The following is a 24,767-nucleotide window of genomic DNA, read 5'->3' on the forward strand; positions in this document are numbered from 1 at the left end:
CGATTCGCTCGCAAGCGTCGCTCATGCCGGTGCCGCCTGTCCCAGTCGGATTCGCGGATCCAGCACGGCGTAGGCGATGTCGACGATCGTGTTGAACAGCACGATGAAGAACGCGCCGAACATCGTGACCGCCATCAGCGGCGGCAGATCCAGGCTGCGGATCGCCTCACCAGCGTAGAGCCCGACGCCGTCGAGGTTGTACACCGTCTCGGTCAGGATCGCTCCTCCGCCCACGACCATGCCAAAGTCCAGGCCGAACAGCGTGACGATCGGAATCATCGAGTTGCGCAACACATGTCGGACGCGGACCTGACGTTCGGTCAGACCCTTCGCCCGTGCCGTGCGGACATAGTCCTCGTTCATCGCGTCCAGCATGTTCGAGCGCAGCACGCGGCTGTAGAAGCCGATGAACAGCACGGCCAGCGTGAACCACGGCAGCACGAGGTGGTATGCCCAGTCCAGGGGATCTTCGGTGAGCGGCACATAGCTGCCCGTCGGGAACAGCTCCACCTTGTACGTGAAGAAGTACAGCAGGATCGCGGCCAGCCAGAACACCGGCATCGAGATGCCGACCAGCGACAGGATGCTCAGCGCGCGGTCACCGAACTTGCCGGCGTGCACTGCGCTGAGGTAGCCGAACAGCACCGCCAGCGTCATCCAGATGACCGCCGCACCAATACACAGTGAGAACGTCGCCGGTAATCCGTGCCAGATCTGCTCGCCCACATTGCGATCGCTCGCGTACGACGTGAGTTCACCGGTGAAGATCTGTTTCATCATCGTCAGGTACTGCACGGGCAGGGGCCGGTCCAGTCCGAGGTCGGCGTTGACTCGGGCGATGAGATCGGGATCGGCGTTCTTGCCGGCGATGCGCGCAGCCGGGTCCGAATTGGGCACCACGTTGAAGATCAGGAACACGATCACCGAGATCGCGAACAGCACGGCGATCATGCCGAGGACCCGGCGCACGATGAATTGCGCCATCAGTGCTCCAGTCTTATCCGGGCCTTGGGGTCCAAGGCATCTCGCAGACCATCCCCGAAGACATTGAGCGCCAGGACCGTGATGACGATCAGCAGACCCGGCACGATCGTCAGATGTGGTGCGGTGTAGATCAGCTGGTAGCCGTCAGCGATCATCGTGCCCCACGACGCGTTCGGCGGACGCACGCCCGCACCGAGGAACGACAGCGCCGACTCCAACAGCATGTTGTTGGCGATGTTCAACGTGAAGAACACGATGATCGTGGAGATGATGTTGGGGAGGAGCTCGCCGACCATGATCCGCAACGGACCCATCCCTTGCGCGACGGCGGCTTCGACGAATTCCTTCTCGCGCAGGGCGAGGATCTCCCCGCGCAGCGGCCTGGCCATGTAGGGCACGTACACCAGGCCGATGATCAGGATCGGGATCCAGATCGAATCCCCGGCGATCTGCAGAAAGCCCAGCTTCAGGCCGCCGATGGCCAGCGCCGTGCCTAGGGCGATGCCCAGCAGCAGGACAGGGAAGGCCCAGATCACGTCGAGGATCCGGGACAGCACCGCGTCGATCCACCCGCGGTAGTACCCGGCGAGCAGCGCGACGATGACTGCGAGCACGGTGGTCACCGCCGCAGCCGCCAGCCCGATGTAGATCGACGTCCTGCCTCCGTACATGAGGCGCACCATGACGTCTCGACCGTTCTGATCGGCGCCGAGCAGATACCGGCCGTGTAGGCCCGGGCCCAGCGGCGTGCCGTCGGGCGAGACGACGTCGGTCTCGACACCGTTGATGCTCACGGTGTCGGTGATGTGGTTGTCGTTCGGTCCGGTCTGCGCGATGTAGTGCGCCCACAGGGGCGCGGCCAGACAGAACAGCACGATCAGCACGAACAGCACACCGCAGGCCAGGGCAACCTTGTTGCGGCGCAACCGAAGCCACGCCAGGTACCACGGATTGCGGCCCTGGATATGCTCTTTGGGCACCCCGACGGGCAACGGCGGCTCGTCGGGGACCTCTACGTCAGGGACAGAGGCGACCATCTTCCTGCCGCTACTTCACCGCGAACGAGGTGAAGTCCTGCTTGAACAACAGATGCTGATAGGACTTGTCGAAGTCCATGCGCTCGGACAGGAAGGTGGTGAACTGTTCGTTGCCGTAGGGCGCCCAGACCGCCTGCTCCATGTACGCCTTGTCGAGATCGGCGTACTGCTGTTCGACACCGGGGTCGGTGATCTGCTTGGTCAGCAGCTCGTTCATCTTCGCGTCGAGCTCCGGCAGGTTGGCCCGGGACAGGTTGTTGCCGTTGGTCGGCAGGATGCTGGCCCCGTTGAGCAGCGGACGGAAGAAGTCGTCCGGATGCGGGAAATCCTGGAACCAGTCGGCGAACCCGGTGTCGACGTCAGGGGTGGACTGGTTGCCGATCGTGGTCCAATAGACGTCTCCGGCAATCACTTTCAGCGTCGCATTGAAACCGAGCTGGGTCAGCAGGTCGTGGTAGTACTCCCCGATGCGCTTACGGTCCGGCTCGTCGTCGGTCCACACCGTGATGTCGCGGTCGGCCGGATTGGCCTCGGCGAGTAGCTGCTTGGCCTTGTTCATGTCGGGGCCGGGGTAGAGCTTGTACTCCTGATAGCCCGGCATACCCGGCGGGAGAACCTGCTGGGTCGGGTGCAAACGGCCACCGAAGATGCGGTTCAACGCTTCCGGGTCGACGGCATAGTTGATCGCCTGACGCACCTTGATGTCGTTGAACGGGGCCTTCTGGGTGTTCATGAAGAAGTAGTAGGTGTTGATCGACTCCTCCATCCGGAACCGATCGGCGTAGCGGGTCTTGACCTCCTGCAGCCGGTCCGACGGCACCGGGTCGACCATGAAATCGACCTTGTTCTGCACGATGTCGGTGACCTGTGCGCTCTGGTTCTTGTTCTCCACCACGGTGATCTTGTCGACATTTGCGTCGGCGACCTCGGAGGCGCCGGCGTCCTTGACCGTCTTGAACTGCGGGTTGCGCTCCATGGTCATCGTGCGCGGCGCGTCGACATTGCTGATCATGAACGGACCGCTGGCGGGCGGCGGCGTGTTGGTGGTGTCGCCGTCCAGCTTGGTGGTGGGCGGCACGGGGGCGGAGAACATCAACGCCAGCAGATTCTCGAAGGTGCCGTTGGGGCCGGTCAGTTTGATGGTGATGTCGCCGGTGTTGTCGTCGGTCGTGATGCCGGTGATCGTGTCGGCCTTGCCGTCGGCGTACTCCTTGGCGCCCACGATCACGTCATAGAACACCGACCCGCCCGAATCCGCCTTGAACAGGCGCTGAACGGCATAGGTGAAGTCCGAGGCCTTGATCGGGGTGCCGTCGGAGTACTTCATGTTCTTGCGGAGCTTCAGCTTGTAGGTCGTGCCGTCCGGAGAGATCTCCGGCATCGCCTCGGCCAGACCGGGCACGATTTCGGTGCCCTCCTTACCCTTGGCGTGCTTATAAGTCAGCAGGGGTGTGTAGACGTTCCACAGGATTTCCCAGCCTTCGACCGTGTAGGAGAGCTGTGGGTCGACGTAGTCGGGGAACGATGTCAGCGCAACGGTGATGTCACCGCCTCCGCCTCCGCCGGAGCCGCCACCCGATCCGCTGTCCTTGCCGCATGCGGCCACGCCGAAGGCGGCCAGCACGATGATGCAGACGAGCGCGAGTCCATGTCGAACCGAACGTGCGGTGTTCACAGTGTTCCCCTCGGTCGGGCGGCCCAAAATCCAAGACTTGTCCGGGCCTCTGAGCATTTTTCAGAAATTTTTCCGATCGGCAACTTCTGTTCACAGAAATGTGTCGACCGCACTGCTGGAGTCACCTTAGTGCGGACTGTGCGCCGCGTCGCGGGATCGGGATTTGTCGGTGGTCGAATGTATGTTCGAATCATGTCGGAGGTGCAGCAGGCAGTCGCGGGGTTACGCGCCGCGGTCGATGCTGTGCTGGCCTGCGGCCTGGATCGGTCCACTGCTGCCGAGGTGGTGGAGCTGCTCGACGAGCTCGAAAACGCGGGCTGCCGGTTGCCCGCGTCCCAGCATCGGGCGTTGGCGCGTTTGCAGGTGGAGACGTCTGCGGTGCAGATGGGGGCCAAGAACTGGAAAGACGTGCTGGCGATCCGCTACCGGATCAGCGGGTCGGAAGCGAACCGCCGGTTGACCGACGCCGCGCTTCTCGCCCCGCGTCAGTCGATGACCGGAGAGCGGCTACCCCCGGTGCTGCCGGCGACCGCCGCCGCGCAAGCGCAGGGGCGCATCACGCCCGAACATGTGGAGGTGATCCGCAAGGTCGTGGACAAGCTGCCCGGGTTCGTCGACGTCGCGACGCGGGAACAGTTCGAGGCTGAGGTGGTGCGTATCGCTTGTGGTGCCGGTCCGAAGGCCACCCGCGATGCCGCGGAGTTGGAGTTGTTCCTGCTCGATCAGGACGGGCCCGAACCCGATGATGCCGAACGCGTCCGGAAACGTGCGCTGACGAAATCTCGGCAGGGTCGGGATGCGATGACGGCGTGGCGGGCGGAGTTGACGCCGGAGGCGGCGGCGGTGTGGGAGGCGATCTTCGCGAAGTACGCCGCGCCGGGCATGTGTAACCCCGACGATGACGAGCCGTGCACCTCGGGGACACCGTCGCAGGCGCAGATCGACAACGATCACCGCAGCCTGGCCCAGCGTCAGCATGATGCGTTGGTGGCGGTGGGGCGGATCGCGTTGATGAGCGGCGAGTTGGGTCAGCTGAATGGGTTACCGGTGACGGTGATTGTGCGGACCACCCTGCAGGACTTGGAGTCGCGGGCGGGGATCGGGACGACGGGTGGTGGTACCCGGCTGCCGATCAAGGATGTGGTCCGGATGGGGGCGCACGCGAGCCACTATCTGGCGGTGTTCGACCGCGCCACCGGGTCAGCGCTGGACCTGTTCCGGGCTCGTCGCACCGCCTCGGCCGCGCAGCGGGTCATGTTGATCGCCCGCGACGGGGGCTGCACCAAACCCGGCTGCCCCGTCGGGGCGTATGGCTGCCAGGTCCACCACGTCACCCAAGATTGGGCCGAGGGCGGGGTGACCAACATCGACGACCTCGGCCTGGCCTGCCCACCCGACAACCGCGCCGTCGCACCCGGCGGCTGGACCACGTCGATGAGCCCCCGCCACGACGTCGAATGGACCCCACCACCGAACCTGGACACCGGCCAAACCCGGATCAACACCCACCACACCCCCGAACGTTTGCTGCGTCCACCGGACGAGGCGGGCAGTGGTGCTGACGCGCCGGCCGAGCCGGTCGGCGAGGCTGACGACTGCCCGCCACCCTCGACCCGCGGGCCGTCAGAACCCGGCGGACCCGCACCACCCGACAACGAGGCGGCCTAGAGCCGCGAGCAAATGACACCGCGTCGGGAACGTCGCGATGGCCGGCAAATTCTGGGGCTGATGATGCTGGTGGTGCCCATGGTGCGTTTTGTTATGGAAAGTTTGCCATGCGTCTGTGATTTCGTGATGTGCGCTCGTAGTCTGCAGTGCGTGGGCAGGCATTCCCAGGTACGACCGCGGCGTTCGCACGCGCGTGTGCTGACCGCCCTCGGACTGCCAGTGGCAGCCCTGCTGATAGCCGGGGCCGACGTCCAACGCCCGGTCGAACAGGCTGCCGCACCGGCCGTGGCCGGTCCCGAGACGGCGCCGCTGCCGGGCATGGAACTCGTGGCTGCTCCGCCGGTGGGCGTCGCGCCCACGAGCGGTCCGAGCGGCACCCGCGTGCAGTGGGTCGCCTCGCGGGCAGCCGTCCGGCAGCCTCAGATCCTGCCCGCCGGGCTGGCGCCCGAACAGGGCCTGCAGGTGAAGACCATTCTGGTTGCCCGGGCAGTCAGTGCGATCTTTCCCGAGATCCGCAGCATCGGCGGCGTCCGGCAAGACCCGCTCCCGTGGCATCCCAACGGACTGGCCATCGACGTGATGATCCCCAACGCGAGCAGTGCCGAAGGCATCGCGTTGGGCAACCAGATCGTCGCGTTCGCGATGAAGAACGCCGAGCGGTTCAGCCTGCAGGACTGCATCTGGCGCGGCGTCTACTACACCCCGGGCGGCGGACGCGCCGGCGGCTACGGCCACTACGACCACGTGCACATCACCACCCACGGCGGGGGTTACCCGACCGGTGGCGAGGTCTACTACCGCTGACCGGCCCGTCGCCGCGCGAACTCCGGCGCGCGCTCTGGGCGAACCCCCACCCCGACGAGGTAGGCCGGGATCACCGACAGCCACGGCGCCCGCTGCACGATCCTGAGCAGCCAGCCCGGCGGACCGGTCGCACCCTCTTCGCCTCGCAGGACCGGACCCAGCAGCCGCGCGTCGAGCTGACGCTGCAAGGCCTGGGTCAGCGCGGTCGCGACGATCCGCCGCCGCCGCACTCTCGCCAGATCCCGCTCCGTCACCGCGCCGCGGCGCAGCGGGTCGGCCAGCAACCGCGCGGTGGCCACGCCGTCCTGCACGGCCACGTTGATGCCGACCCCGCCGGCCGGAGACATGGCGTGGGCGGCATCGCCGATACAGAGCAGACCGTCAGTGTGCCAGCGCCGCAAGCGGTTCAGCTTCACGTCGAGACACTTGACCTCGTCGAGCGAGGTGACGGCGGAAACGGTGGCGCCGGCTTCGGGCAGGAGCTCGAGTACGTCGGCGTGGAAGGCGGCCAGCCCCCGGCGGCGGAGGGCAGCGTCGGAGCCCTTCTTGATCAGCAGCGCGATCTGCAGGTACCCCTCACGGGGAATCACGATCATTGCTTTCCCCCGTCCGATACGGGGGAACAGGGTGAAGCCGGCGGTCACGGCGTTGCGGGGCAGCCGGAACCACAGGGCGTCGAAGCTCACCGGGTACTCCCGCACCGCCATTCCGGCCGATTGTCGAACCGCCGAGCCGCGCCCGTCGCATCCGACCGTCAGATCAGCACGCAATTCCCCTGAGCCAGAGGGGCTTTCGTAGCGTACGCCGACGACGCGGCCGGCTTCGGTGAGCAGGCCGGTGACCTCGTGGTCCAGCCGCAGTGTGAAGGACGGTTCCGCCGCGGCCGCCTGAGCCAACAGATTGAGCAGATCCCACTGCGGCACCATCGCGATGTACCGATGCGGGAGGCGCAGCCGTTCGAAATCGGCGACCGCCACCGGTCGACCCGGGGCGGCGTCGATGGTGAACTCCCGCACCCGGCTCTGCGGGAGGGCGTCGAACGCCGGCCACAGCCCCAGATCGTCGAGCAGCCGCAGCGTGCTGGGATGCACGGTGTCGCCGCGAAAGTCGCGCAGGAAATCGCCGTGCTTTTCGAGCACCGTGACCTCGACGCCGGCGCGCGCGAGCAGCAGGCCGAGCACCATGCCCGCCGGCCCGCCGCCGACGACCACACAGGTCGTCTTCTCACTCATGGCGTCACACTAGAACTTCAGGTAACCGCCGTCGATCCTCAACACGTCGCCGGTGTGGTACTTGCTGGCCGGGCTCGCCAGATAGACCGCCACACCGGCCACGTCCTCACCGGATCCCCACCGCCGCACCGGCACGCGCGGCAGCACGCGGGAGCGGAACCGTTCGTCGGCCAGGCCGGCCGCCGTCATCTCGGTGTCGAACCACCCGGGCGCGATGGTGTTGGCGCGGATGCCGTATCGGGCCAATTCCACGGCCATGCTGTCGATCAATGAGATCACCCCGCCCTTCGATGCGGCGTAGGCGGGTTGACGGGGCATGCCCTGGAATGCGCCGAGGCTGGACACACCGACCAGGCTGCCGCCGCGTTCGGCGGCGACCATCTGCCGCGCTGCCTCACGCAGCGTAACGAACACGCCGTCGAGATCCACCGCCGTGATCGACCTGAACTCCGCCAATGAGGTGTCCAGCGTCGGGGTGAACCTGCCGCCCACGCCGGCGTTGGCGAAACACGAGTCGAGCGAACCCCATTCGTCGCGGACCCGGGCCATCGCCGCCGCGATCGCCGGTTCGTCGGTGACGTCACAGGGCAGGGCGAGCACGGGATTGCCGTGCGCGCGCAACGACTCCGCAGCCGCCTCCAGGCGCGCGACACTACGGCCGATGATGGCGACGGACGCGCCGGCCCGAGCCAGCCCGTCGGCCATACCCAAGCCGATGCCCGATCCGCCGCCGGTGACGACGCTGACATGTGCGGTGAGATCGAAGAGGTCGGTCACGCGCCAACCCTAACCGCTCAGATTCGCGTCCCCGCAGGGTCTCCACCGATGCGCTGGGTCAGCCACACCGGCACGATCGCGATGATCGTCAACGCGGCGGCGACCACGTTGATCACCGGCGCCTGGTTGGGGCGGAACAGATTTCCGAAGATCCAGATGGGCAGTGTCTGCACCGTGGGACCGGCGGTGAACGTCGTCACGACGATCTCGTCGAAGCTCAGCGCGAACGCCAGGATGGCGCCGGCCACCAGCGCACCGCGCATCATCGGCAGCGTCACGAATCGGAACGTCTGCCAGGACGACGCCCCGAGGTCGGCGGAGGCGTCCTCGAGGCTGGTGCCCAATCGTCGCAGCCGCGCCTGGGTGTTGTTGAACACGATCACGATGCAGAAGGTGGCGTGTCCGACGATGACCGTCGCCAACCCCAGCGTCACCCCCAGCGCGGAGGTGAACGTCGCGTTCAACGCGATACCGGTGACGATGCCGGGCAACGTGATCGGCAGCACGACAAGGAGATTGACGGTCTGGCGGCCGAAGAACTCATACCGCTGCACCGCGAACGCGGCCATGGTGCCCAGGATCAGCGCCAGCGCGGTCGCGGCCAGCCCCACGATCACCGAGTTCCCCAGCGAGTGCCACATGCCCTCGCTGTGCAGCGCGGTCCGCCACCACTGCAGCGTGAAGCCGCTCGGTGGAAACGCGAACGTCTTCGACGCGTTGAACGCGTTCACCACCACCAGGGCCAGCGGCGCATAGATGAAGACCAGCACCAGCACCGTCCAGGCCCGGGTGGCGCCGCGCATCCGTGACGACAACATCTACACGTTCTCCAATGCCCCGGTGCGCCGCATCGCGAACAGATACAACAGGATCGCCGTCAACGGGATCAGCGACAGTGCCGCCGCCATCGGCTGGTTGTTCGCCGTCACGAGCTGGCCGTAGATCACGTTGCCGAGCAATTGGGTCTTGCCACCGACGATGGTGACCGCGATGTAGTCGCCCAACGACAGCGAGAAGGTGAAGATCGATCCCGCGGCGATACCGGGGAACACCATCGGGGACACCACCAGCCGCAGCGTGGTCAGATCCGATGCACCCAGATCCGCGCTCGCGTCCACCAGCGAGTCCGGCACACGCTGGAAGGCCGCGAACACCGGAATCACCATGTACGGCAACCACAGATAGGTCAGCGTGATCACCGTGGCGATCAGCCCGTAGCCCGGTGAGTAGCCGATCGCCCAGTTCATCGGGCCCTCCGGCGACAGCAGCATCCGCCATGCGTAGGCCTTCACCAGGTAGCTGGCCCACAGCGGTGTGGTGACCGCGACGACGAGGGCGACACGGACGGCGGGGGAAGCCACTTTGGCCATGTACAGCGCCAGCGGTACCGCGAGCACCGCGCACACCACGGTGACCGTCAACGCGACGCCGACGGTGCGCAGCGTCGTGGTCCGGAACACCTCCGAGGTGGCGACCCGCACCAGATTGTCCGTGGTGAACGTACGCACCACGGCGCCGGTGAAGCTGCTGCGGCTCCAGAACGCCGAAACCAGAAGTATCGCAAGCGATCCCAGATAGGCAACGATCAGCCAGGCGAGGGGCGGAATCAGCAGGAAGGCCAGCGTCACCCGCTGCCGTAGCCGCGGGGCGGCGGGCATCAGCCCTTGATCTCCTGCCACTTGTCCACCCACTGGTCATAGCTGGTGCAGTTGTCCCCGCTGCCGTCCACGCACTTGGTCTGCGGCGTGGTCCAGTAGTGGATCTGCGACGCGTACTGCTCGTCGGTGGCGTGGTAGGTCGCGCAGTGCGCCTTGTCGGAGGTCAGGTCGCACGACTTGGTCTGCGCCGGCGCCTCACCGAAGTATTCGGCGACTTCGGCGTTGGCCTTCGGCGAGATGATGTAGTCCATCCACTTGTACATGCAGTTGGGGTGCGCGGCCTTCGCCGACAGCATCCAGGTGTCCGACCAACCGGTGGCACCCTCCTTCGGCAGCACCGTCGCGACCGGGACCTTGTTGTCGGCCTTGATCGTGTTCGCGATGACCTGCCAGCTGGTGCCGATCGCCGTGGTGCCGGATTCGAACCCCTGCACCTCCTTGGTGTAGTCCGACCAGTACTCGCCGATGTTCTCCTTCTGCTGCTTGAGCAGTTCGACTGCGGCGTCGAGCTGTTCGCTGGTCAGCGAGTACGGATCCTTGATGCCCAGATCTGGCTTCGTCTTCGACAGGTACAGCGCGGCGTCGGCGATGTAGATGGGTGAGTCATACGCGGTGACCTTGCCCTTCAACTCCGGTGCGCCGGGGAACACTGCGCCCCAGCTGTCCGGGTTGCCCTTGACGACGTCGGAGTTGTACATCAGCAGGTTGGCGCCCCACCCGTGGGGGATGCCGTACATCTGGCCGTCCACCGAGTTCCACGGCTTGTCTTTGAGGAACGGGACGACGGTAGCGTAGTTCGGCACCAGGTCGGTGTTGACGGGGGCGACGTCGCCGGCGTAGATCAGCCGCAGCGTGGCATCACCGGAGGCGGACACGCCGTCGTACTGCCCGGTGCGCATCAGCTGCACCATCTCGTCGGAGGTGTTGCCGATTTTGACGTTGACCTTGCACCCGGTCTGCTGCTCGAACGGCGTGACCCAGTTGACCGCCGGGTCGTTGGAACCGTTCTCCGCGTATCCGGGCCACGCGATCAGGTTCAGTTGCCCCTCTCCGGCGCCGACCGAGCCGACCGGCGCCATCGACGGCGGGCCCTCTGCGGTGCCACCGGAGTCCCCCGAACTCGAACAGCCGGCGAGCAGCACGCCACCTACGGCGAGTACGACGCCCAGGCGGTGCAGCGGATTCTTCATGACTCCTCCTCAGGATGGGTCGACATGTCGGTGAGATCGCGTACGGCGGCCTCTGGCCAGGTCAGGACGACGGGGCTGCCGTGGGTCAGGGCCGCATCTGTATCCGACGAGAGCAGGGTGGCCGTGAGCCGGATGTCGTGGCCGGTGACCGTGGCGGCGATGCGCGTGATCGGGCCGGCATAGACCACCTCGGCGACCTGCGCGTCGACACGGTGCTCGGCGGCAGCGTCGGAACCCGGGGCCGCCACCGCGATGCGCTCGGGTCGGATCGCGAACGTCCCGCGCCGGCCCAGCACCGCCTGCGCGCTGTCGCCGTCGAGCACGTTCGACGTCCCGACGAAGTCGGCGACGAAGCGGTTCGCGGGATGCTCGTACACCTGCCGGGCCACACCGACCTGCTCGATCCGTCCCTCGTTGAGGACCACCAACCGGTCGCACAGCGTCAGCGCCTCGTCCTGATCGTGGGTGACGATCACGAACGTGATGCCGACCTCGCGCTGAATAGCCTTGAGCTCCACCTGCATCTGCTCGCGCAACTTCAGGTCGAGCGCGCCCAGCGGCTCGTCGAGCAACAGCACGCGTGGTCGTCCGACCAGCGCACGGGCCAGCGCGACCCGCTGCTGCTGACCGCCGGAGAGCTCGGCCGGCTTCCGGGCGGCCTGTCCGGACAGTCGGACCATCTCCAGGGCTTCCCCGGCGCGGCGGCGCCGCTCCTTCTTGTCGACCCCGCGCACCCGCAAGCCGTACTCCACGTTCTGCGCGACCGTCATGTGCGGAAACAGGGCGTACTGCTGGAAGACCGTGTTCGTGTCGCGGCGGGCCGGGGGCAGGTGGGTGACGTCGCGGCCGCCCAGTTTGATGGTGCCGGCCGTCGGCGCCTCGAAGCCTGCGATCATGCGCAGCAGGGTGGTCTTGCCCGAGCCGGACGGGCCGAGGATCGCGAACAGCTCACCGTCGGCGATCGTCAGATCGGCATGTTCGACGGCCACCACCGGATGCCGGGCGTCGCCGAACTCCTTGCGGACGCCGATCAGTTCGATCTGAGGAACGGCCGCGTCGTCGAGGGGGTCGGCGCCTGGTTTCGACACCGCCGTTCCGGATGGCATGCAGGCATCCTAGGAATTCCGTTGCCGAAGCGCAGTTCAAGCACGAATTTCGTCAGGAGCGCGTCGCGGGGCCACGCGCTCCGTCGCGGTGCCGGTCAGTTGATGGAATACAGGAAGTCGATGCCCTCCTGTCCCGCCTGAGCCCACTGCTCGATGTCCACGACGGGATGGATCTGGAACTCGTTGAACGGCGCGAACTTGGTCGTCCCGGTCAGCAGCGCTGCTGGATCGTCGGTTTCGACGATGGCGTACCCGCCTCCGGCGTCGACCCGGCCGACGAATTGGTGGAAGGTGGTGCCGGCGGGCGGCTGCCATTTCGAGAACAATTGCAGGGCGCGGCGCAACGCTTCTTCGTTGTCTTTCCCCGATCCGGTCAGGCGCGACGTCCACGCCATGGCGTACTTCATTTCCGTCCTCCTAGCGCACAGGCTGAACCAGATTCCCGCAGTATCCTCCTGCAGTGGTCATCTCACCAGGGGCGGTTCGAGGCGTCGTTGCATCTCGAAACATTAGTTCTGCCAACGACTTTTAGCTGTTCCGGCGTAGGTCCACCGTCGCAGCGGGCGGCGCTTCGCTACGTCAGGCGCGCCCGACGGCCGGTGGCTCGAAAACGTTGCCGGCAGACTGGCCCACCGACTCGGGTGTGAACACGACGCGCCGGATCAGCGGCCCGATCACGGCGTCGAACAGGAACGGCACGACGCGATAGGTGGCGATCGCCGGCCGGTTGAACCAGCCGACCTGGCGTTCGGTCGATGTCGTCTTCTCGGCGGCCCGGATGATGGCGGCCGCGATGGTGCCCGGTGCGTCGGAGGTCGGCGGTACGCGCGGAGACTGCCGATCCAAGAAGTTGGCCGCCGACGCGTACACCGGGGTGTCCACCGGGCCCGGATAGATCCCGTGCACCCGCACCCCGGGCAGGTGCCGATTCTCCTGACGCAGAGCACGCACCAGCCCGCAGAGCGCGAATTTGCTTGCCACGTAGGCCGATTGGTACGGCACAGCAGTGACGCCGAGAAGAGAGCCGACCAGGACGAGCTGGCCACGACCGCGGTGTTGGAAGTGGGCGAGGGCGCAGCGGGCGACATTCGCTGCGCCGATCAGATTGGTGGCGATGACCGCGTCGAACACCTCGGTCGGGATGTCTTCGAAGCGACCGAACGCGGTGATCGCGGCACATTGGGCGGCGACGTCGACGCCCCCGAAAGTCTCGATCGCGAGGTCGAACGTCTGCTGTACCTTGTGGGCGTCCGCGATGTCGGTGGGCGCCACGAGCACACCGCCTGCCCCCGCCCGGCGACACTGTTCGGCGACGTCCTGCAGATCGGGTTCGGAACGGGCGGCGAGCACCACCCGGGCGCCGCGAGCGCTGTACTGCAGTGCGGTCTCCCGCCCGATGCCGCTCGACGCCCCGACGATCACCACGACTTTCGCACTCATGCCTGGTCCTTCCTTCGTCTGCGCTCAGCCAGCCCGAGAGCGCCGAGCGCGGTGGCCGTTGCAGCAGCGGGCCAGCCTCCGCGTCGCGTCGCGAGCAGTGCTGCAGCGACGGTGACGGGGGCGAGCACCGCGACCGGGTCGCGGCGCCGCTGCCGGAGGCGTTGCAGCGCGGCCGGCGTGCCCGACATCAGGTTCGCCGCAACGACACTGCGATACATCGCACCGGGACGGCGGCCGCGGACCGCGGCCGTGACGGCCATCGCCCACCAGAGCGTCAACGTGACGTCGTGCGCCGGAGACAGCGCTGTGTCGCGACTCGGCGGTGCGCCATCGACCGCGCCCAGAGCCGGGCTGGTGCCCGTCGCTCCGTCGGCGAGACCGTCGATGAGCTCGCGGGCCGCGTCCGTCGACGAGTATCGCGGCTGCCAAGCCAATTCCCTACGCGCCCTTGTGGTATCCATCACGGGGGAGCGGGTGGCCACGTCGTACCAGCCCGGCGTCACGGCCAGCACGCCCAATCGGTGGAGGGCGACGACGACCGCCCGCATGGCTGCCGGGCTGACCCGCACGGGACGGGCACCGACCAGGGCCGCGAGCGCGGAGCCGGAGAGAACGTCGGCGGCCACGTTGAACGAGCCACGCACCCGGTGGTGCAGGAGCCGCACCACCGCGTCACCCACGTCGTCGGCGTGCACGAATTGCAGGGCCAGCCCTCGCGGCAACGGCAGGAGCGGCAACGCGTACCGCTGCGCCATGGCGAATGCCGCGCGGGGAATCACCGAGCCGACGTACAGCGAGCGGATCTCGTAGGCCGCATGGCGCGCAACGACCACCGTGGGACGGAAGCGGGACACCACCGTCGCCGGATGGTCCCGTTCGAAGTGGTCGAGCAGCGATTCCACGGCGACCTTGTGCCTGCTGTAGACCGACGTGGACTGACCTGTCGTCGGATAGCCCTCGGTAACCGGTGTCGGGGACTCACTGGGTGCGTAGATGCCCAGGCTCGAGGCGTAGATCAGATGCGACACCCCGGCCGCTACCACCGCGTCCAGAACCGCTTGTGTGCCAACCACATTGACCCGGTAGAGGTAGTCCTCGTCGTCGACGGGATGCACGGCGAGCGCGAGGTGGATCACGGCGTCGGCGCCACGCATGGCGTCCGCCAACCGGGAGGTCGCATCCGCTGCCGCCAGATCGACGGGACACCACTGGACATTCTCGTAGAGCTGACCCCGCATCGGCGGACGCCGACACACACCGACCAGCTCTGCCTCGGGTTCCTGGCGGCGCAGCTCACGCAGGACGCCGGCACCGACGTTGCCGGAGGCGCCGGTGATGAGGATGCGTCGCCGCTGCTGCATGTCACTGGACATACACCGGGCGCAGCGGCCGAAACGGATTCAATTCTTACGTTGGTCGCGAAGGGCGCAGTGCGCCGCGTACTGTCCTGAGTCGTGCCCTCCAGCGGACCCCCTTCCGCCCGCTGGGTGTTGCTGGCCACGGTCCTCGGGTCCGGCATCGTGATGATCGACGGCACGGTGGTCAACGTCGCGCTTCCGCACATCGGCGCTGATCTCGGTTCCGGTTTCGGCGGATTGCAGTGGGTCGTCAACGCCTACACGTTGTCGCTGGCGTCGTTGATCCTGCTGGGTGGCTCGTTCGGTGACCACTTCGGGCGGCGTCGCGTGTTCCTCATCGGAGTCGCGTGGTTCGCGCTCGCGTCGGTCGCCTGCGGTCTGTCGCCGAACACCGAATGGCTGATCGCCGCGCGGGCGCTGCAGGGTGTGGGCGGCGCGCTGTTGACCCCCGGGAGTCTGGCGTTGATCTCGGCCTCGTTCCAAGGCGCCGACCGGGCGGCCGCGATCGGCGCCTGGTCGGGCCTCGGGGGCATCGCGGGAGCGATCGGACCGTTCCTGGGCGGCTTCCTCGTGGAATGGAGCTGGCGGGCGGTCTTCTGGCTGAACGTGCCGCTGGCGGCGGTGGTGATCGTGGTGACGATCCTGCACGTGCCCGAGAGCCGAGACGACGCGGCGCCGCCGGGCCTCGATATCGCCGGCGCCGTACTCGCCGCGGTGGGTCTGGGCACGCTGACCTATGGGCTGACCCGTCTGGGCAACGGTGACGCCGATGTCACGGCAACGGCGACGGTGGCTGCCGGTGTGTTGTCGCTGGCGGCGTTCGTGGTCGTCGAGCGGCGATCATCTCACCCGCTGATCCCGCCGCGGCTGTTCTCCGACAACGTGTTCCGCGTCGCCAACGTGATCACGCTGCTGATCTACGGTGCATTGGGCGCTGCGTTCCTGCTCTTGGTGCTGCAGCTGCAGACCGTGGCGGGCTTCAGCCCGGTCGCGGCAGGTACCGCACTGCTGCCCTTCACCCTGGTGATGCTCGTGTTCTCCGCGCGCGCCGGTGCGTTGGCGGCTCGGATCGGGCCGCGGATCCCGATGACGGTGGGCCCGCTGCTGTCTGCAGCTGGGCTGCTCCTGATGACCCGAATCGGTCCGGACGCCACGTGGGTCGGCGATGTGTTGCCGGCTGCGCTGACGTTCGGCGCAGGCATGGTGCTCGTCGTCGCCCCGCTGACGACCGCGGTGCTGGATGCGGCGCCGCGCAGCATGGCCGGCGCGGCATCGGGGGTCAACAACGCGGTGGCTCGCGTGGGTGGCCTGCTCGCGGTCGCGGTGCTACCCGGTCTGGCCGGAATCAGCGGCGCGGATTACGCAAATCCCGCCGCGTTCGACGCGGGCTTCCATGTCGCAGTCAGTATTTCGGCGGGTCTGATGATGGTGGCCGCGATATTCGCCGCGGCCGGCATTCGTCGTGACCGCACTCCGACCACCGAGGGTCGGTTCCGGATCGACGAATGCCGGCACTGCGCGATCACCGGACCACCACTGAATCCCAGCGAGGCCCGCGAATCGTGACGACTTAGCCGGCGGGGACGGCGCCGCAGCCGACGCCGGGGATGCATCCCGCGGCGCCGCCGGGACCGGCCACACCGCCGGGTCCGCCGGGGATCGAGCCGGCCGCGCCGCCGGGTCCAGCGACACCGCCGGGCCCACCCGGGATCACTCCGGCCGCGCCGGCAGGTCCGGCCGCGCCGCTAGGGCCGCCGGGAATCGTGCCAGCTGCACCGCCGGGTCCTGCGACACCGCCGGGACCGCCGGGGATCGCACCTGCGGCGCCGGCCGGGCCGGCCACGCCACCCGGACCCACGTACCCGGGAGCCGGCGGCGGGACGTAGCCGGCCGGGGGAGGCGGCGGAGGCGGTGCATAGCCCATCGGAGGCGGCGGGGGCGGCGGCGCGGCACAGCCCGTGCCGTAGGTGTCGACGCAGCCGGCCGGACCACCGGCGGAAGCGAGCGGGGCGAACGCGAGTGCGGCAGCGGCGGCACACGCAGCGATCACAGGTTTTTGCAGCATGCCGACACCTCTACCCGGCCGTCGATTTGTCAAACCCGGAGATCACGGCGTGTGCTCCTGGATGTAGTGGTCGGCGTCCTTGTCTTCAGTGTCGACGCCGGTGATGGATTCGCGTTCGGCGTAGAACTGCAGCCACTTCATGCCGAGGTCGTGCCGCAGCTCGAGGGTGGCGCTCTTGATGAAGTCGGGCATCGCCTCGCGCTCCTCTTCGTCGAGGTGCGAACCGTTCTCCTTACGGGCAGCGTTCACCGCTTCGAACCACTCGTCGCTACCCGGCTAGTGCTCCCGGGACCTCCGTACGGCGTCGCGGATCGCGTTGTGGTCGGTGATCGCGTCCTCGGTCTCGTCTTCGGGATCCCCCTCAGGGTTGCCCGGATCGTCACGACCGCCGTGGGCCAGCAGAGCCGGGTAGAACACCGTTTCCTCGGCGTCGGCGTGCGCGTCCAACCGGGTACCGATTGAATCCCAGATCGCGGCCAGATCCTCGGGCGAGCGCGCGTCGTCCAGGCGGAAGAACTGACGGCGCAGCCAGTCGTGATCGGCGTAGATGAGATCGATGATGTCGGCCATGCGCCCAGACATACCCGGGTTTCCCCCCGCGGAACCGGGGTACGACGGTGCGGTGGAGCGTGACGCCGAGCAGAGGTTCGATGTCGTCGTCGTCGGGGGCGGCAACGCCGGCATCAGCGCAGCGGCGCGCTTGCTGCGTAAGGGGTTTGAACGTATCGCTGTCGTCGAGCCGCAGACCGTGCATACCTATCGGCCCCTGCTGTCCTACGTCGGAGGCGGACAGGCCTCACTGCGTTCGGCCGAGCGGACCCAGCGCTCGGTGACGCCGTCGCGGTGCACCTGGATTCGCGACGCCGCGGTGTCCGTCGACCCGGCGGACTCGACGGTCGAGTGCGCCACAGGCCGGCGGCTGCGGTACCGGGACCTGGTGATCGGAACCGGGTTGGTACCCGATGACGACGAATTGCCAGGCGTCGCCGCGGCTCTGGAGACCCCGGCCGTCGCCAGCAACTATCTCGACCGCGCGGAGAAGACGTGGTCGCGCATCGACGCCATGCCGGCGGGCGGCAGCGCGGTGTTCACCGTGCCCCGTGCCCCGGTCAGCTGTACCGGAACCACGATCAAGCCGCTGTTCCTGGCGGCCGCCCACTGGCGCGACACCGGGCGTCTGCCGGGCGTGGAGATCACCCTGGTGATCGACCGGCCGCACCTGCTGGGTGTGCCCCAGATCGACGCCCGGCTGACGAAACGGTTGGCGGACTTCGGCGTTCGCGTCCTCTACGACACCGCGGTGTGCGAGCTGAAACCGGAGGCACAGTCGATCACCGTCCGGGGTGGGGAGCTGCTGCCTTACGACTTCCTGCATCTGGTCCCGCCGTTTCGGGCTCCGCGGTGGGTGGAGACGTCGGGGCTGACGGGGCAGCAGCCCCACGGTCTCGTTGACATCGACCCGACCACACTGCAGCACCGCGCGCACCCCAACATCTGGGCGGCCGGTGATGGCGCCGCCATCGACACCGACCCCTCCGGCGGGGCGCTACGACGGCAGATCGCGATCCTCGTGCACAACGTGCGCGCTGCCCGCGAGGGAGCCGAGATGAAGAAGTACGACGGGTACACCGTCGCGCCCATCACCACCGACCGGCGCCGCCTGATCGCCGGCGAATTCGATCGCCGCGGCCGGCTCTCTTCGTCACTGCCGTCGTTCCTCGATTCGACGAAACCCCGGCGCTCGGCGTGGGCTTTCGACCGCTACGTGCTTCCCCAGACCTACTGGCGCGGCATCCTCAGAGGGCGGTTGTGACGGCTCCTGGCTGACGCGTGGGCGTGATGCGGGCCTTGACCCCATACACCGAGGCGCGGGCAAGCAGTTCGCGATAGAACTCGTCGGACACGACGGGTGTGCGGCTGAGCAGGAAGCCCGACAGACCCGTCGGATCGCTGACGATGGCCCACTGGTAGTCCGGGTCCAGGTCGACGATCCAGTAGTTGCCCGGTGGATTGGCATTCGGCTTGCCGAAGAACGTGACCTTCAGCTTGCTGTTGGTGGAGTCGACGGGCAGCGCAGTGCCCTGGATGGTCGACTCCGGCCCGTTGTCGAAGAAATAGTTTCCCGAGTTCGCGACGCTGATCGAACCGTCCGAGTTCAGACCGTAGACGGCCTTGGTGTTCACCAGGCCGATCGAGAAGAACTGCTTGACGCTGCCCACCTCGTACCAGGTGCCGAGGTAAGAGTTCACGTCGACGACGGGCGGAGGTGCCAACACGACGGCCGAGGTGTCGCCGAGCACGATGTACTGGTCGGGCGCGCCGTAGATGCCGCTGCCGTCGGCCGGACCGAGGCCCCGGTACAGGTCGTTGATCCACCCGGACGCCAGGGTGTACACCGCCGCGGTGTTGCCGGGCGCCGAGAACCGGGTGACCAGCTGCGCCAGCAGATCGATCACCGGATTGGCGCCCAGCAACGAGTCGACGTGCGACCCGCCGGCCAGTGTCACCCCGACGAACTGCCCGGGCCGCGCGGTGACGAGCTCCTTGGTGGTGGCGCCGAAGAGGTTCCCGGCCTGCGGTGGCGCCGCGATCTGATAGACCGGGACGTCGCCGAGGCGGGTCAGTGCCTCGGGGACGACGTTCGTGAAGGCGAACCCGTCGAACATCACGACGCCGCGCAGGTTGCCGCCGTTGCCGGGATCGGCTTCGTAGTAGCCGCCCGCGGCGGCAGCCAGACCGCCGCCGGCCGAGTGCCCGGTGAGCACGAAGTCCTTGGGCAGATCGCCGGTGTACCCGGCAGCGACCGCGCTCGTGAGGAGTTCGTTCTCGTCACCGAGGAACAGGTCGGCCACCGCCTGCTGGGTCTGCGTGCCGTTGAGCCAGCAGCCCCCGCAACGCAGCGACGGGAACGACGGGATGTTGGGCACCACGACGATGCTGTTCGTCTGCTGCGACAGGTCTTTGGCCAGCGCCGAGTAGAAGAACTTGCGACCCATGAACCCGTGCTGCAGATAGATGACGCCGGTCGCGTCGACCGAGCCGTCGGCCTGCGTGGGGAAGTACCAGTCCGCCCGGGTCTTCAGGTCCTTCTCGCCGACCGGGATGTCGAGCTTCGCCTTCCCGGTCCGCACCCCGGTGACGGTGTTCGCCGCCTCCACCTGCGCTGTCTGCGCGACGACCGGGGGTTCGTCTGCGACGCGCCGGTCGTCGGCGCCCCGCAGCGTGAACACTCGCTGCCGCGTGGCGCGCGTGCTGTCCGCCTCGGCGGCGTCGCCGCGCAGCGTCGCGCGACCCCGGCGAGTGGTGGACGCGGGGACCGTCGCCGGATCGTTTTCGGCGGCGCGGGCCGCCCTGCGATCGGCGGCACGGGTGAACGTGCGGTCGGGCTTCTTCTCGGTTTTGCCGGCTTTCTCGGTCGCGCCGGCCGGTGTGTCCCGTGTCGGACCCGGGTCCGAGGATCGGGTCGGCGCGCTGTCGCCGGTGTCGGAATCGGCGGCGGCCACCCCGTGCCCGGCGCCCACGGCGATGCAGGCGCCCGCGCCGGCAGCAAAGAACCAGTAACCCCAGTGTCTTGACGTCACGGCCACGAACCTAGCCCGCCGACGCCGTGTCGTGGAGGTATTTGTCGACGACGTCAGTGAGGCGTCACGTACAAAGGCGGGATGCCCGCACAATCCGAGGTGAAGATCTGCCCAGTGTGCGGCCGCCCATTCCACAATCGGAAGAAATGGGAGTCGCGCGGGCAGTGGGACCAGATCGTCTACTGCTCACGCCGCTGCCGCGGCGCCGCGGTCAGAAAACCCGGATCCAGTCGATGAGCATCTGCGCCGGATAGGTCCCACCTGCGGGTTCACGCCCGCCGGAGCCGCCGACGGCGATGTTGAACACCGGCGCCAGCGTGTACCCGGGATCGTTGAACGGCCAGTCGTCGATCGAGTTCGCGGGCACCGTGAAGAACGGCTCCATCCCGGGCTGGTAGTCCTTCCAGAAGTACATGCCCGTCGGCAGCCAGGTCATCCGCCAGGTGTGCCAGCCGTTGTCGATCGGATGGCGGTCGGTGGCGAACGACGTGCCGTCCAACCGGGCGTGCACCGTGGTCCCGGACGGCCAGTCGTTGTTGCCGTACCACTCGACGAGGTCCACTTCGCCGCCGCGCACCGGGTTGTCGTTGAGGAGCCAGAACGCCGGCCAGGCGCCGTCGGTGAGGCAGTCGAGCTTGATGCGCGCTTCCCAGGTCGTGCCGACGCCGCCGCGCCAGTTCCCGATGATCTTGGCGCTCGCGTACTTCTCCTGGATCGTCGTGCCGGGCCCGCGGGTGGCACGGATGACCAGGTTGCCGTTGCCGTCCTGGAAGACGTGCTCCTGATCGGTGACGTAACGGCCCATGTTGTAGGGCTTGTCCCACTCGACGGGGTTCTTGATCGTCTCGCGCTCGGGGACGATGAACCACCATGCCGGATCGGGCGGTGCGCCCGCGGGACCGTTGAACTCCTCCTGGAACAGGAACACCGGCCCGGGGTCGACATTCGCGGCCGGGGCCGGCGGGGCCCCCGGCGGAGCGGGAACGGGCGGCACGTCGCCGGGCAGGGGCTGCGCGTGGGCGGTCCCGGTGGGCAGTGCGACCGCAGCCGCGCCCACACCGAACATGAACATCAGGTGACGACGATCCATCTCTGGCACCGAATGACCATAAATGATGACGGCTGGGGGTGATCGGCCTTCACACCCTCAAGATTCGGTCGTGTCGACGGTGGTTTGGCCTCAACGGCCACGGGCTACCGTTCGTCGTGTGATTCTCGACCACGCCGTGCGGTTGGCCGGCCGAACGGCTGCCCGGATCGTCACCCGTACACCCCGCTACGATCTGGCCGGCCGCGTCGTCTTCATCACCGGCGCGGCCAGGGGATTGGGCGCCGAGACGGCTCGCCGCGCGCACGCGCGCGGAGCACGGGTGGCACTCGTGGGCCGCCGGTTGGCGCCGCTCCAGCAGCTGGCCGATGAATTGGGTTCGGGCGCAGCGGCATTCGAGGCCGACGTGACCTCGGCGGAGCGGCTGCAGCAGGCGGCGGACGATGCGGTGGCCACGTTCGGTGGCATCGACGTCGTGATCGCGAACGCGGGTGTCGCACCGCCGTCGCACACCGTGGCCACCATCTCCCCGGATGCTTTCGAGCGCACCGTCGACGTCGACCTGCTGGGCCAGTGGCGCACCGTGCGCGCCGCCCTGCCCGCCGTGCTCGAGCGTCGCGGGCACGTCCTGCTGGTCGGCTCGATCTACGCGTTCTTCAACGGCGTGCTGGCCGCGCCGTACGCCGTGAGCAAGGCCGGCGTCGAGCAGCTCGCCCGGACGTTGCGGGTGGAGCTGGCCTCCCACGGCGCGACCGCGGGTATCGCCTATCTGGGGTTCATCGACACCGACCTGGCTGCTGATGCGTTCGCCGATGCTTCGGCCGCGGCGATCCGACAGGCCGTGCCCCGCATCTTCACCAAGGAGATGACCGTCACCGAGGCCGCCGATGCCCTGCTCGACGGGATCGAGCGGCGTGCGCCGCGTGTCAGCGCACCGGCCTGGGTGCGCCCGCTGCTGGCGCTGCGGTCGGTGACCACTGCGGTCATGGACGACGTACTGCTGCACAACCGCAACGTCCAGGCCGCGATCACCACGGCCGAAGATGTTGCGCGACAGCCTGATTCGTGATCAGGCCGCCAGGACGTTCGGCGCTGTCTGGCCTGCGACCACAGTGAGCAGTTCCGGGATCGTCAACTCGCCCCAGCCGGTGTTCACCGGTCCGCGCGCGGTCCCCAGCCACGGCACCACACCCGGGTCGGGCACGACGTCGAGGTGGTAGGCCTGGATCCCCGGCAGGTGGTACTGGAAGAAGTTGCCGAAGAAGTCAGCCAGGAACACCAGATTCCTGATCGGGCCGGTGTGCCACAGGGTCACCGCGTTCAGCAGCGGCGTCATGGCCGCGGGATCCCCGATGAGCACGATGTTGCCGTAGTGCGGCTTGCTGCCCCCGCCCGGCACGTAGGGCGGCATGAACGGTTGCAAACCCGGCACATCGGTCGCCATGAACCCGGCCGGGTCACCGTAGGTGATGATGTTGACGAACATCGAGTCCCGGCCGTTGCCTTCGACGGTCGTGTTCATGCCGGGTGCCTCGAAGCTGACGCCGGGAAGACCGAGCTGCTGGGCCACGTACTGCGCCTCCCAGCCGCCGAGTGAGTGCCCGGTGACGAAGATGTCGTCGGCGTCGTAGCCCTGCTTCTCCGCAGCGGCCTGCACCCGCTTGGCAAAGCGCAGTGCGTCGTAGAACGCGCGAGGAGTCTTCGAGGTGAAGATGATCTGCGTGTCGGTGAACAGCTGAGCGGGCGCGATGAACGGATTGAACAGCAGGTTCGTCCCGCCGGTGGTGCCCTGGTAGGCGATGACGACCTGCCCCTCCGGCGTCACCCAGGCCCGGGCGGCCATACCGGACAGGATGTTCGCCGAAGCCAGCTGGAAGCCGTTGACGGTGAACGGAACCAGGCCTTCGGGCGTCGTGCCGAGCCCGTACGCCGATGCCGATGCGTTGAGGAACTGCGCCACTGTCGGCGTCGTCCCGGTCGGGGGTCCGTCGTAGGTCACCTCGGGAATGGCTGGTTGTGGCGGTGGGGTTCGATCCAGGCGCAGCCACTTCTCGCCCTCGCGGAAGATCGCGAACAGCAGATCGTTGATCGGGGGGATGATCTTGATGGGCGGCTGCGGGCCACTGGTCGACGACGTGATGTCCAGGACCTGCAGCACCGTGTTGACCAGGCGCGCGGGCAGTTGAATCAGCCTGCCCAGCGGTGAGAGCGGCTGTGGCGCCGGCGCGTCGGCGGTGGGGGGTTCGGTGACGGTGACAGAGGCTGCAGCCGGTTCGGGGACGGTGTCCCGGGAGGGCTGATCGGTGCGAACGAGTCTCAGGTGGCGCGCCGGCGGGGCGTCGTCTGTGGTGCTTGCATCCGCCGCGGTCTGGACCGCGGTCCGGCTTCCGTTGTCGCTGCGGTCCGTGTCGTCGTCATCGGCCGCCAGCTGAGCCTCTCGGCGCGCCTCCCGGTCAGCTTTGCGCTGCTCTCGGTTCTCCTGGAGCCGCTCGGTGAAGCGCTTCCACGAGGGACGTTCCGGACGATCCCGGTCGGAAGACGTGTCATTCGGCGCGTCGGCGCGGTCGACCGCTTGTGGCGCCTCGGTCTGGTGGCTCACGGAGGGCTCGGTGCCCTGGTCGGCCGGGTCCCCCCACGCGAGAGCCGGTGCCGGAGCCGTCATCAGGGCCGCGCAGAGCGCCGCGGTCGCGGCGATCGATCGAACGGTCGAGCGTCGACATGCCCGCCGCGCTGCACCACGTGTACTCATCACCGCAAACCACCCGTCCTCGGAAGTGCGCCGGTGACAACATACGTTGTCGTGTGAGCGTAGTCACACCGCAGGCCCGAACGCCGCCTGCTCGGCCGTCGCGGCACGTCATCGTCGATGGCTTTCGGGATTGCCGTCGGGGTGTCGACGACTGACACGGATGGCCGAGTGGGACCCAGGCGGTCTCATGGCCGGCGACAGCCGCGTCGCACCGGTTCGGGTCCCGTCGGGAAATGCCGGCGGTTACACTTCCGTCAATTGCCGGACGCCGGGGAATGTCGGTGTCGGGCAGGGTCGATTCGTCGGGGGTGGTCGTGAAAATGACTGAACAGCATGATCTTTCGGGCGTCGCAATGTCTCTGATGGGTGAACCGCGCTCGCCCGCGGACAGCCGG

At 67.8% G+C, this 24,767-nt stretch carries 24 protein-coding genes; 6 read left to right on the forward strand and 18 right to left on the reverse strand.

Features of this window, described 5'->3' with window-relative positions:
* Window positions 1–21 precede the first annotated feature (21 nt).
* From ACZ50N_RS01835 to ACZ50N_RS01845, 3 genes are read right to left on the reverse strand one after another with little or no spacing between them, the layout of a single operon-like run.
* Window positions 22–984, reverse strand: coding sequence for an ABC transporter permease (locus ACZ50N_RS01835; protein WP_046366600.1), 963 nt, complete (start codon window positions 982–984; stop codon window positions 22–24).
* On the reverse strand, window positions 984–2,021 hold the full coding sequence (locus ACZ50N_RS01840) for an ABC transporter permease (RefSeq protein WP_198529315.1): 1,038 nt from the start codon (window positions 2,019–2,021) through the stop codon (window positions 984–986). Before ACZ50N_RS01840 ends, ACZ50N_RS01835 begins: the two co-directional genes overlap by 1 nt.
* Before the next feature lie 10 nt (window positions 2,022–2,031).
* On the reverse strand, window positions 2,032–3,645 hold the full coding sequence (locus ACZ50N_RS01845) for an ABC transporter substrate-binding protein (protein ID WP_419196943.1): 1,614 nt from the start codon (window positions 3,643–3,645) through the stop codon (window positions 2,032–2,034).
* A gap of 228 nt (window positions 3,646–3,873) precedes the next feature.
* Here ACZ50N_RS01845 and ACZ50N_RS01850 point away from each other — a divergent pair, with 228 nt between their 5' ends.
* Window positions 3,874–5,364: an HNH endonuclease signature motif containing protein gene (locus tag ACZ50N_RS01850; RefSeq protein ID WP_464474471.1), complete on the forward strand. Its 1,491-nt coding sequence runs from the start codon at window positions 3,874–3,876 to the stop codon at window positions 5,362–5,364.
* A gap of 150 nt (window positions 5,365–5,514) precedes the next feature.
* Window positions 5,515–6,168: a VldE C-terminal domain-containing protein gene (locus ACZ50N_RS01855; RefSeq protein ID WP_464474472.1), complete on the forward strand. Its 654-nt coding sequence runs from the start codon at window positions 5,515–5,517 to the stop codon at window positions 6,166–6,168.
* Here the strand turns inward: ACZ50N_RS01855 and ACZ50N_RS01860 are convergent.
* The 9 genes from ACZ50N_RS01860 to ACZ50N_RS01900 all read right to left on the reverse strand — a co-directional run bounded on the left by ACZ50N_RS01860 (window position 6,159) and on the right by ACZ50N_RS01900 (window position 14,944).
* On the reverse strand, window positions 6,159–7,400 hold the full coding sequence (locus ACZ50N_RS01860) for an FAD-dependent oxidoreductase (protein WP_464474473.1): 1,242 nt from the start codon (window positions 7,398–7,400) through the stop codon (window positions 6,159–6,161). The two genes, ACZ50N_RS01855 and ACZ50N_RS01860, sit on opposite strands and share 10 nt — an antisense overlap.
* Before the next feature lie 9 nt (window positions 7,401–7,409).
* Entirely contained in the window at window positions 7,410–8,177 is a 768-nt protein-coding gene (locus ACZ50N_RS01865) for an SDR family NAD(P)-dependent oxidoreductase (protein ID WP_048421623.1), read from the reverse strand.
* 17 nt (window positions 8,178–8,194) lie between these two features.
* Window positions 8,195–8,995 (reverse strand): ABC transporter permease, encoded by an 801-nt coding sequence (locus ACZ50N_RS01870; protein ID WP_046366228.1) that lies wholly within the window; start codon window positions 8,993–8,995, stop codon window positions 8,195–8,197.
* Entirely contained in the window at window positions 8,996–9,835 is an 840-nt protein-coding gene (locus ACZ50N_RS01875) for an ABC transporter permease (RefSeq protein ID WP_073684794.1), read from the reverse strand.
* Window positions 9,835–11,025, reverse strand: coding sequence for an ABC transporter substrate-binding protein (locus ACZ50N_RS01880; RefSeq protein ID WP_464474474.1), 1,191 nt, complete (start codon window positions 11,023–11,025; stop codon window positions 9,835–9,837). The genes ACZ50N_RS01875 and ACZ50N_RS01880 overlap by 1 nt, the downstream gene beginning before the upstream one ends.
* Window positions 11,022–12,131 (reverse strand): ABC transporter ATP-binding protein, encoded by a 1,110-nt coding sequence (locus tag ACZ50N_RS01885; protein ID WP_046366225.1) that lies wholly within the window; start codon window positions 12,129–12,131, stop codon window positions 11,022–11,024. Before ACZ50N_RS01885 ends, ACZ50N_RS01880 begins: the two co-directional genes overlap by 4 nt.
* A 95-nt stretch (window positions 12,132–12,226) precedes the next feature.
* A complete protein-coding gene (locus ACZ50N_RS01890) occupies window positions 12,227–12,538 on the reverse strand; it encodes a DUF3303 domain-containing protein (RefSeq protein ID WP_464474475.1) in 312 nt (103 codons plus the stop codon).
* Between the two features lie 172 nt (window positions 12,539–12,710).
* A complete protein-coding gene (locus ACZ50N_RS01895) occupies window positions 12,711–13,571 on the reverse strand; it encodes an SDR family NAD(P)-dependent oxidoreductase (RefSeq protein WP_464474476.1) in 861 nt (286 codons plus the stop codon).
* On the reverse strand, window positions 13,568–14,944 hold the full coding sequence (locus ACZ50N_RS01900; protein WP_464474477.1) for an NAD-dependent epimerase/dehydratase family protein: 1,377 nt from the start codon (window positions 14,942–14,944) through the stop codon (window positions 13,568–13,570). The genes ACZ50N_RS01895 and ACZ50N_RS01900 overlap by 4 nt, the downstream gene beginning before the upstream one ends.
* 81 nt (window positions 14,945–15,025) lie before the next feature.
* Between ACZ50N_RS01900 and ACZ50N_RS01905 the strand changes: the two genes are divergently transcribed.
* On the forward strand, window positions 15,026–16,495 hold the full coding sequence (locus ACZ50N_RS01905) for an MFS transporter (protein ID WP_464474478.1): 1,470 nt from the start codon (window positions 15,026–15,028) through the stop codon (window positions 16,493–16,495).
* Between the two features lie 4 nt (window positions 16,496–16,499).
* Here ACZ50N_RS01905 and ACZ50N_RS01910 read toward each other — a convergent pair whose 3' ends face one another.
* The 3 genes from ACZ50N_RS01910 to ACZ50N_RS01920 are packed head-to-tail and all read right to left on the reverse strand — an operon-like array spanning window position 16,500 to window position 17,564.
* A complete protein-coding gene (locus ACZ50N_RS01910) occupies window positions 16,500–16,994 on the reverse strand; it encodes a hypothetical protein (protein ID WP_464474479.1) in 495 nt (164 codons plus the stop codon).
* 42 nt (window positions 16,995–17,036) lie between these two features.
* Window positions 17,037–17,243, reverse strand: a complete 207-nt coding sequence (locus ACZ50N_RS01915; protein WP_464474480.1) for a hypothetical protein — start codon at window positions 17,241–17,243, stop codon at window positions 17,037–17,039.
* A 27-nt stretch (window positions 17,244–17,270) separates the two neighbouring features.
* The gene (locus tag ACZ50N_RS01920; RefSeq protein WP_464474481.1) at window positions 17,271–17,564 is read right to left on the reverse strand and encodes a hemerythrin domain-containing protein; all 294 of its coding nucleotides are present in this window, start codon (window positions 17,562–17,564) and stop codon (window positions 17,271–17,273) included.
* Here ACZ50N_RS01920 and ACZ50N_RS01925 point away from each other — a divergent pair.
* Complete coding sequence (locus ACZ50N_RS01925; RefSeq protein ID WP_464474482.1) at window positions 17,563–18,807, forward strand: NAD(P)/FAD-dependent oxidoreductase; 1,245 nt, start codon at window positions 17,563–17,565, stop codon at window positions 18,805–18,807. The genes ACZ50N_RS01920 and ACZ50N_RS01925 overlap by 2 nt on opposite strands.
* On the opposite strand, the gene ACZ50N_RS01930 is transcribed toward ACZ50N_RS01925, so the two are convergent.
* Window positions 18,791–20,575 (reverse strand): lipocalin family protein, encoded by a 1,785-nt coding sequence (locus tag ACZ50N_RS01930; RefSeq protein ID WP_464474483.1) that lies wholly within the window; start codon window positions 20,573–20,575, stop codon window positions 18,791–18,793. The genes ACZ50N_RS01925 and ACZ50N_RS01930 overlap by 17 nt on opposite strands.
* An 81-nt stretch (window positions 20,576–20,656) precedes the next feature.
* Here ACZ50N_RS01930 and ACZ50N_RS01935 point away from each other — a divergent pair, with 81 nt between their 5' ends.
* A complete protein-coding gene (locus ACZ50N_RS01935) occupies window positions 20,657–20,812 on the forward strand; it encodes a DUF2256 domain-containing protein (RefSeq protein ID WP_082164278.1) in 156 nt (51 codons plus the stop codon).
* Here ACZ50N_RS01935 and ACZ50N_RS01940 read toward each other — a convergent pair.
* On the reverse strand, window positions 20,787–21,665 hold the full coding sequence (locus tag ACZ50N_RS01940) for a glycoside hydrolase family 16 protein (protein ID WP_046365951.1): 879 nt from the start codon (window positions 21,663–21,665) through the stop codon (window positions 20,787–20,789). The two genes, ACZ50N_RS01935 and ACZ50N_RS01940, sit on opposite strands and share 26 nt — an antisense overlap.
* Before the next feature lie 118 nt (window positions 21,666–21,783).
* Between ACZ50N_RS01940 and ACZ50N_RS01945 the strand changes: the two genes are divergently transcribed.
* Window positions 21,784–22,692 (forward strand): short-chain dehydrogenase/reductase, encoded by a 909-nt coding sequence (locus ACZ50N_RS01945; protein WP_464474484.1) that lies wholly within the window; start codon window positions 21,784–21,786, stop codon window positions 22,690–22,692.
* On the opposite strand, the gene ACZ50N_RS01950 is transcribed toward ACZ50N_RS01945, so the two are convergent.
* A complete protein-coding gene (locus ACZ50N_RS01950; protein WP_464474485.1) occupies window positions 22,693–24,372 on the reverse strand; it encodes a hypothetical protein in 1,680 nt (559 codons plus the stop codon).
* Between the last annotated feature and the right edge of the window lie 395 nt (window positions 24,373–24,767).

It is taken from the genome of Mycolicibacterium obuense (genome assembly GCF_055397605.1).

Coding starts and splice junctions, on each gene's coding strand:
- ACZ50N_RS01835 (WP_046366600.1), bottom strand. CDS start 984: ATGGCGCAATTCATCGTGCGCCGGGTCCTCGGCATGATCGCCGTGCTG.
- ACZ50N_RS01840 (WP_198529315.1), bottom strand. CDS start 2,021: ATGGTCGCCTCTGTCCCTGACGTAGAGGTCCCCGACGAGCCGCCGTTG.
- ACZ50N_RS01850 (WP_464474471.1), top strand. CDS start 3,874: ATGTATGTTCGAATCATGTCGGAGGTGCAGCAGGCAGTCGCGGGGTTA.
- ACZ50N_RS01860 (WP_464474473.1), bottom strand. CDS start 7,400: ATGAGTGAGAAGACGACCTGTGTGGTCGTCGGCGGCGGGCCGGCGGGC.
- ACZ50N_RS01870 (WP_046366228.1), bottom strand. CDS start 8,995: ATGTTGTCGTCACGGATGCGCGGCGCCACCCGGGCCTGGACGGTGCTG.
- ACZ50N_RS01875 (WP_073684794.1), bottom strand. CDS start 9,835: ATGCCCGCCGCCCCGCGGCTACGGCAGCGGGTGACGCTGGCCTTCCTG.
- ACZ50N_RS01880 (WP_464474474.1), bottom strand. CDS start 11,025: ATGAAGAATCCGCTGCACCGCCTGGGCGTCGTACTCGCCGTAGGTGGC.
- ACZ50N_RS01885 (WP_046366225.1), bottom strand. CDS start 12,131: ATGCCATCCGGAACGGCGGTGTCGAAACCAGGCGCCGACCCCCTCGAC.
- ACZ50N_RS01890 (WP_464474475.1), bottom strand. CDS start 12,538: ATGAAGTACGCCATGGCGTGGACGTCGCGCCTGACCGGATCGGGGAAA.
- ACZ50N_RS01895 (WP_464474476.1), bottom strand. CDS start 13,571: ATGAGTGCGAAAGTCGTGGTGATCGTCGGGGCGTCGAGCGGCATCGGG.
- ACZ50N_RS01900 (WP_464474477.1), bottom strand. CDS start 14,944: ATGTCCAGTGACATGCAGCAGCGGCGACGCATCCTCATCACCGGCGCC.
- ACZ50N_RS01910 (WP_464474479.1), bottom strand. CDS start 16,994: ATGCTGCAAAAACCTGTGATCGCTGCGTGTGCCGCCGCTGCCGCACTC.
- ACZ50N_RS01925 (WP_464474482.1), top strand. CDS start 17,563: ATGCGCCCAGACATACCCGGGTTTCCCCCCGCGGAACCGGGGTACGAC.
- ACZ50N_RS01920 (WP_464474481.1), bottom strand. CDS start 17,564: ATGGCCGACATCATCGATCTCATCTACGCCGATCACGACTGGCTGCGC.
- ACZ50N_RS01935 (WP_082164278.1), top strand. CDS start 20,657: ATGCCCGCACAATCCGAGGTGAAGATCTGCCCAGTGTGCGGCCGCCCA.
- ACZ50N_RS01940 (WP_046365951.1), bottom strand. CDS start 21,665: ATGGATCGTCGTCACCTGATGTTCATGTTCGGTGTGGGCGCGGCTGCG.
- ACZ50N_RS01950 (WP_464474485.1), bottom strand. CDS start 24,372: ATGAGTACACGTGGTGCAGCGCGGCGGGCATGTCGACGCTCGACCGTT.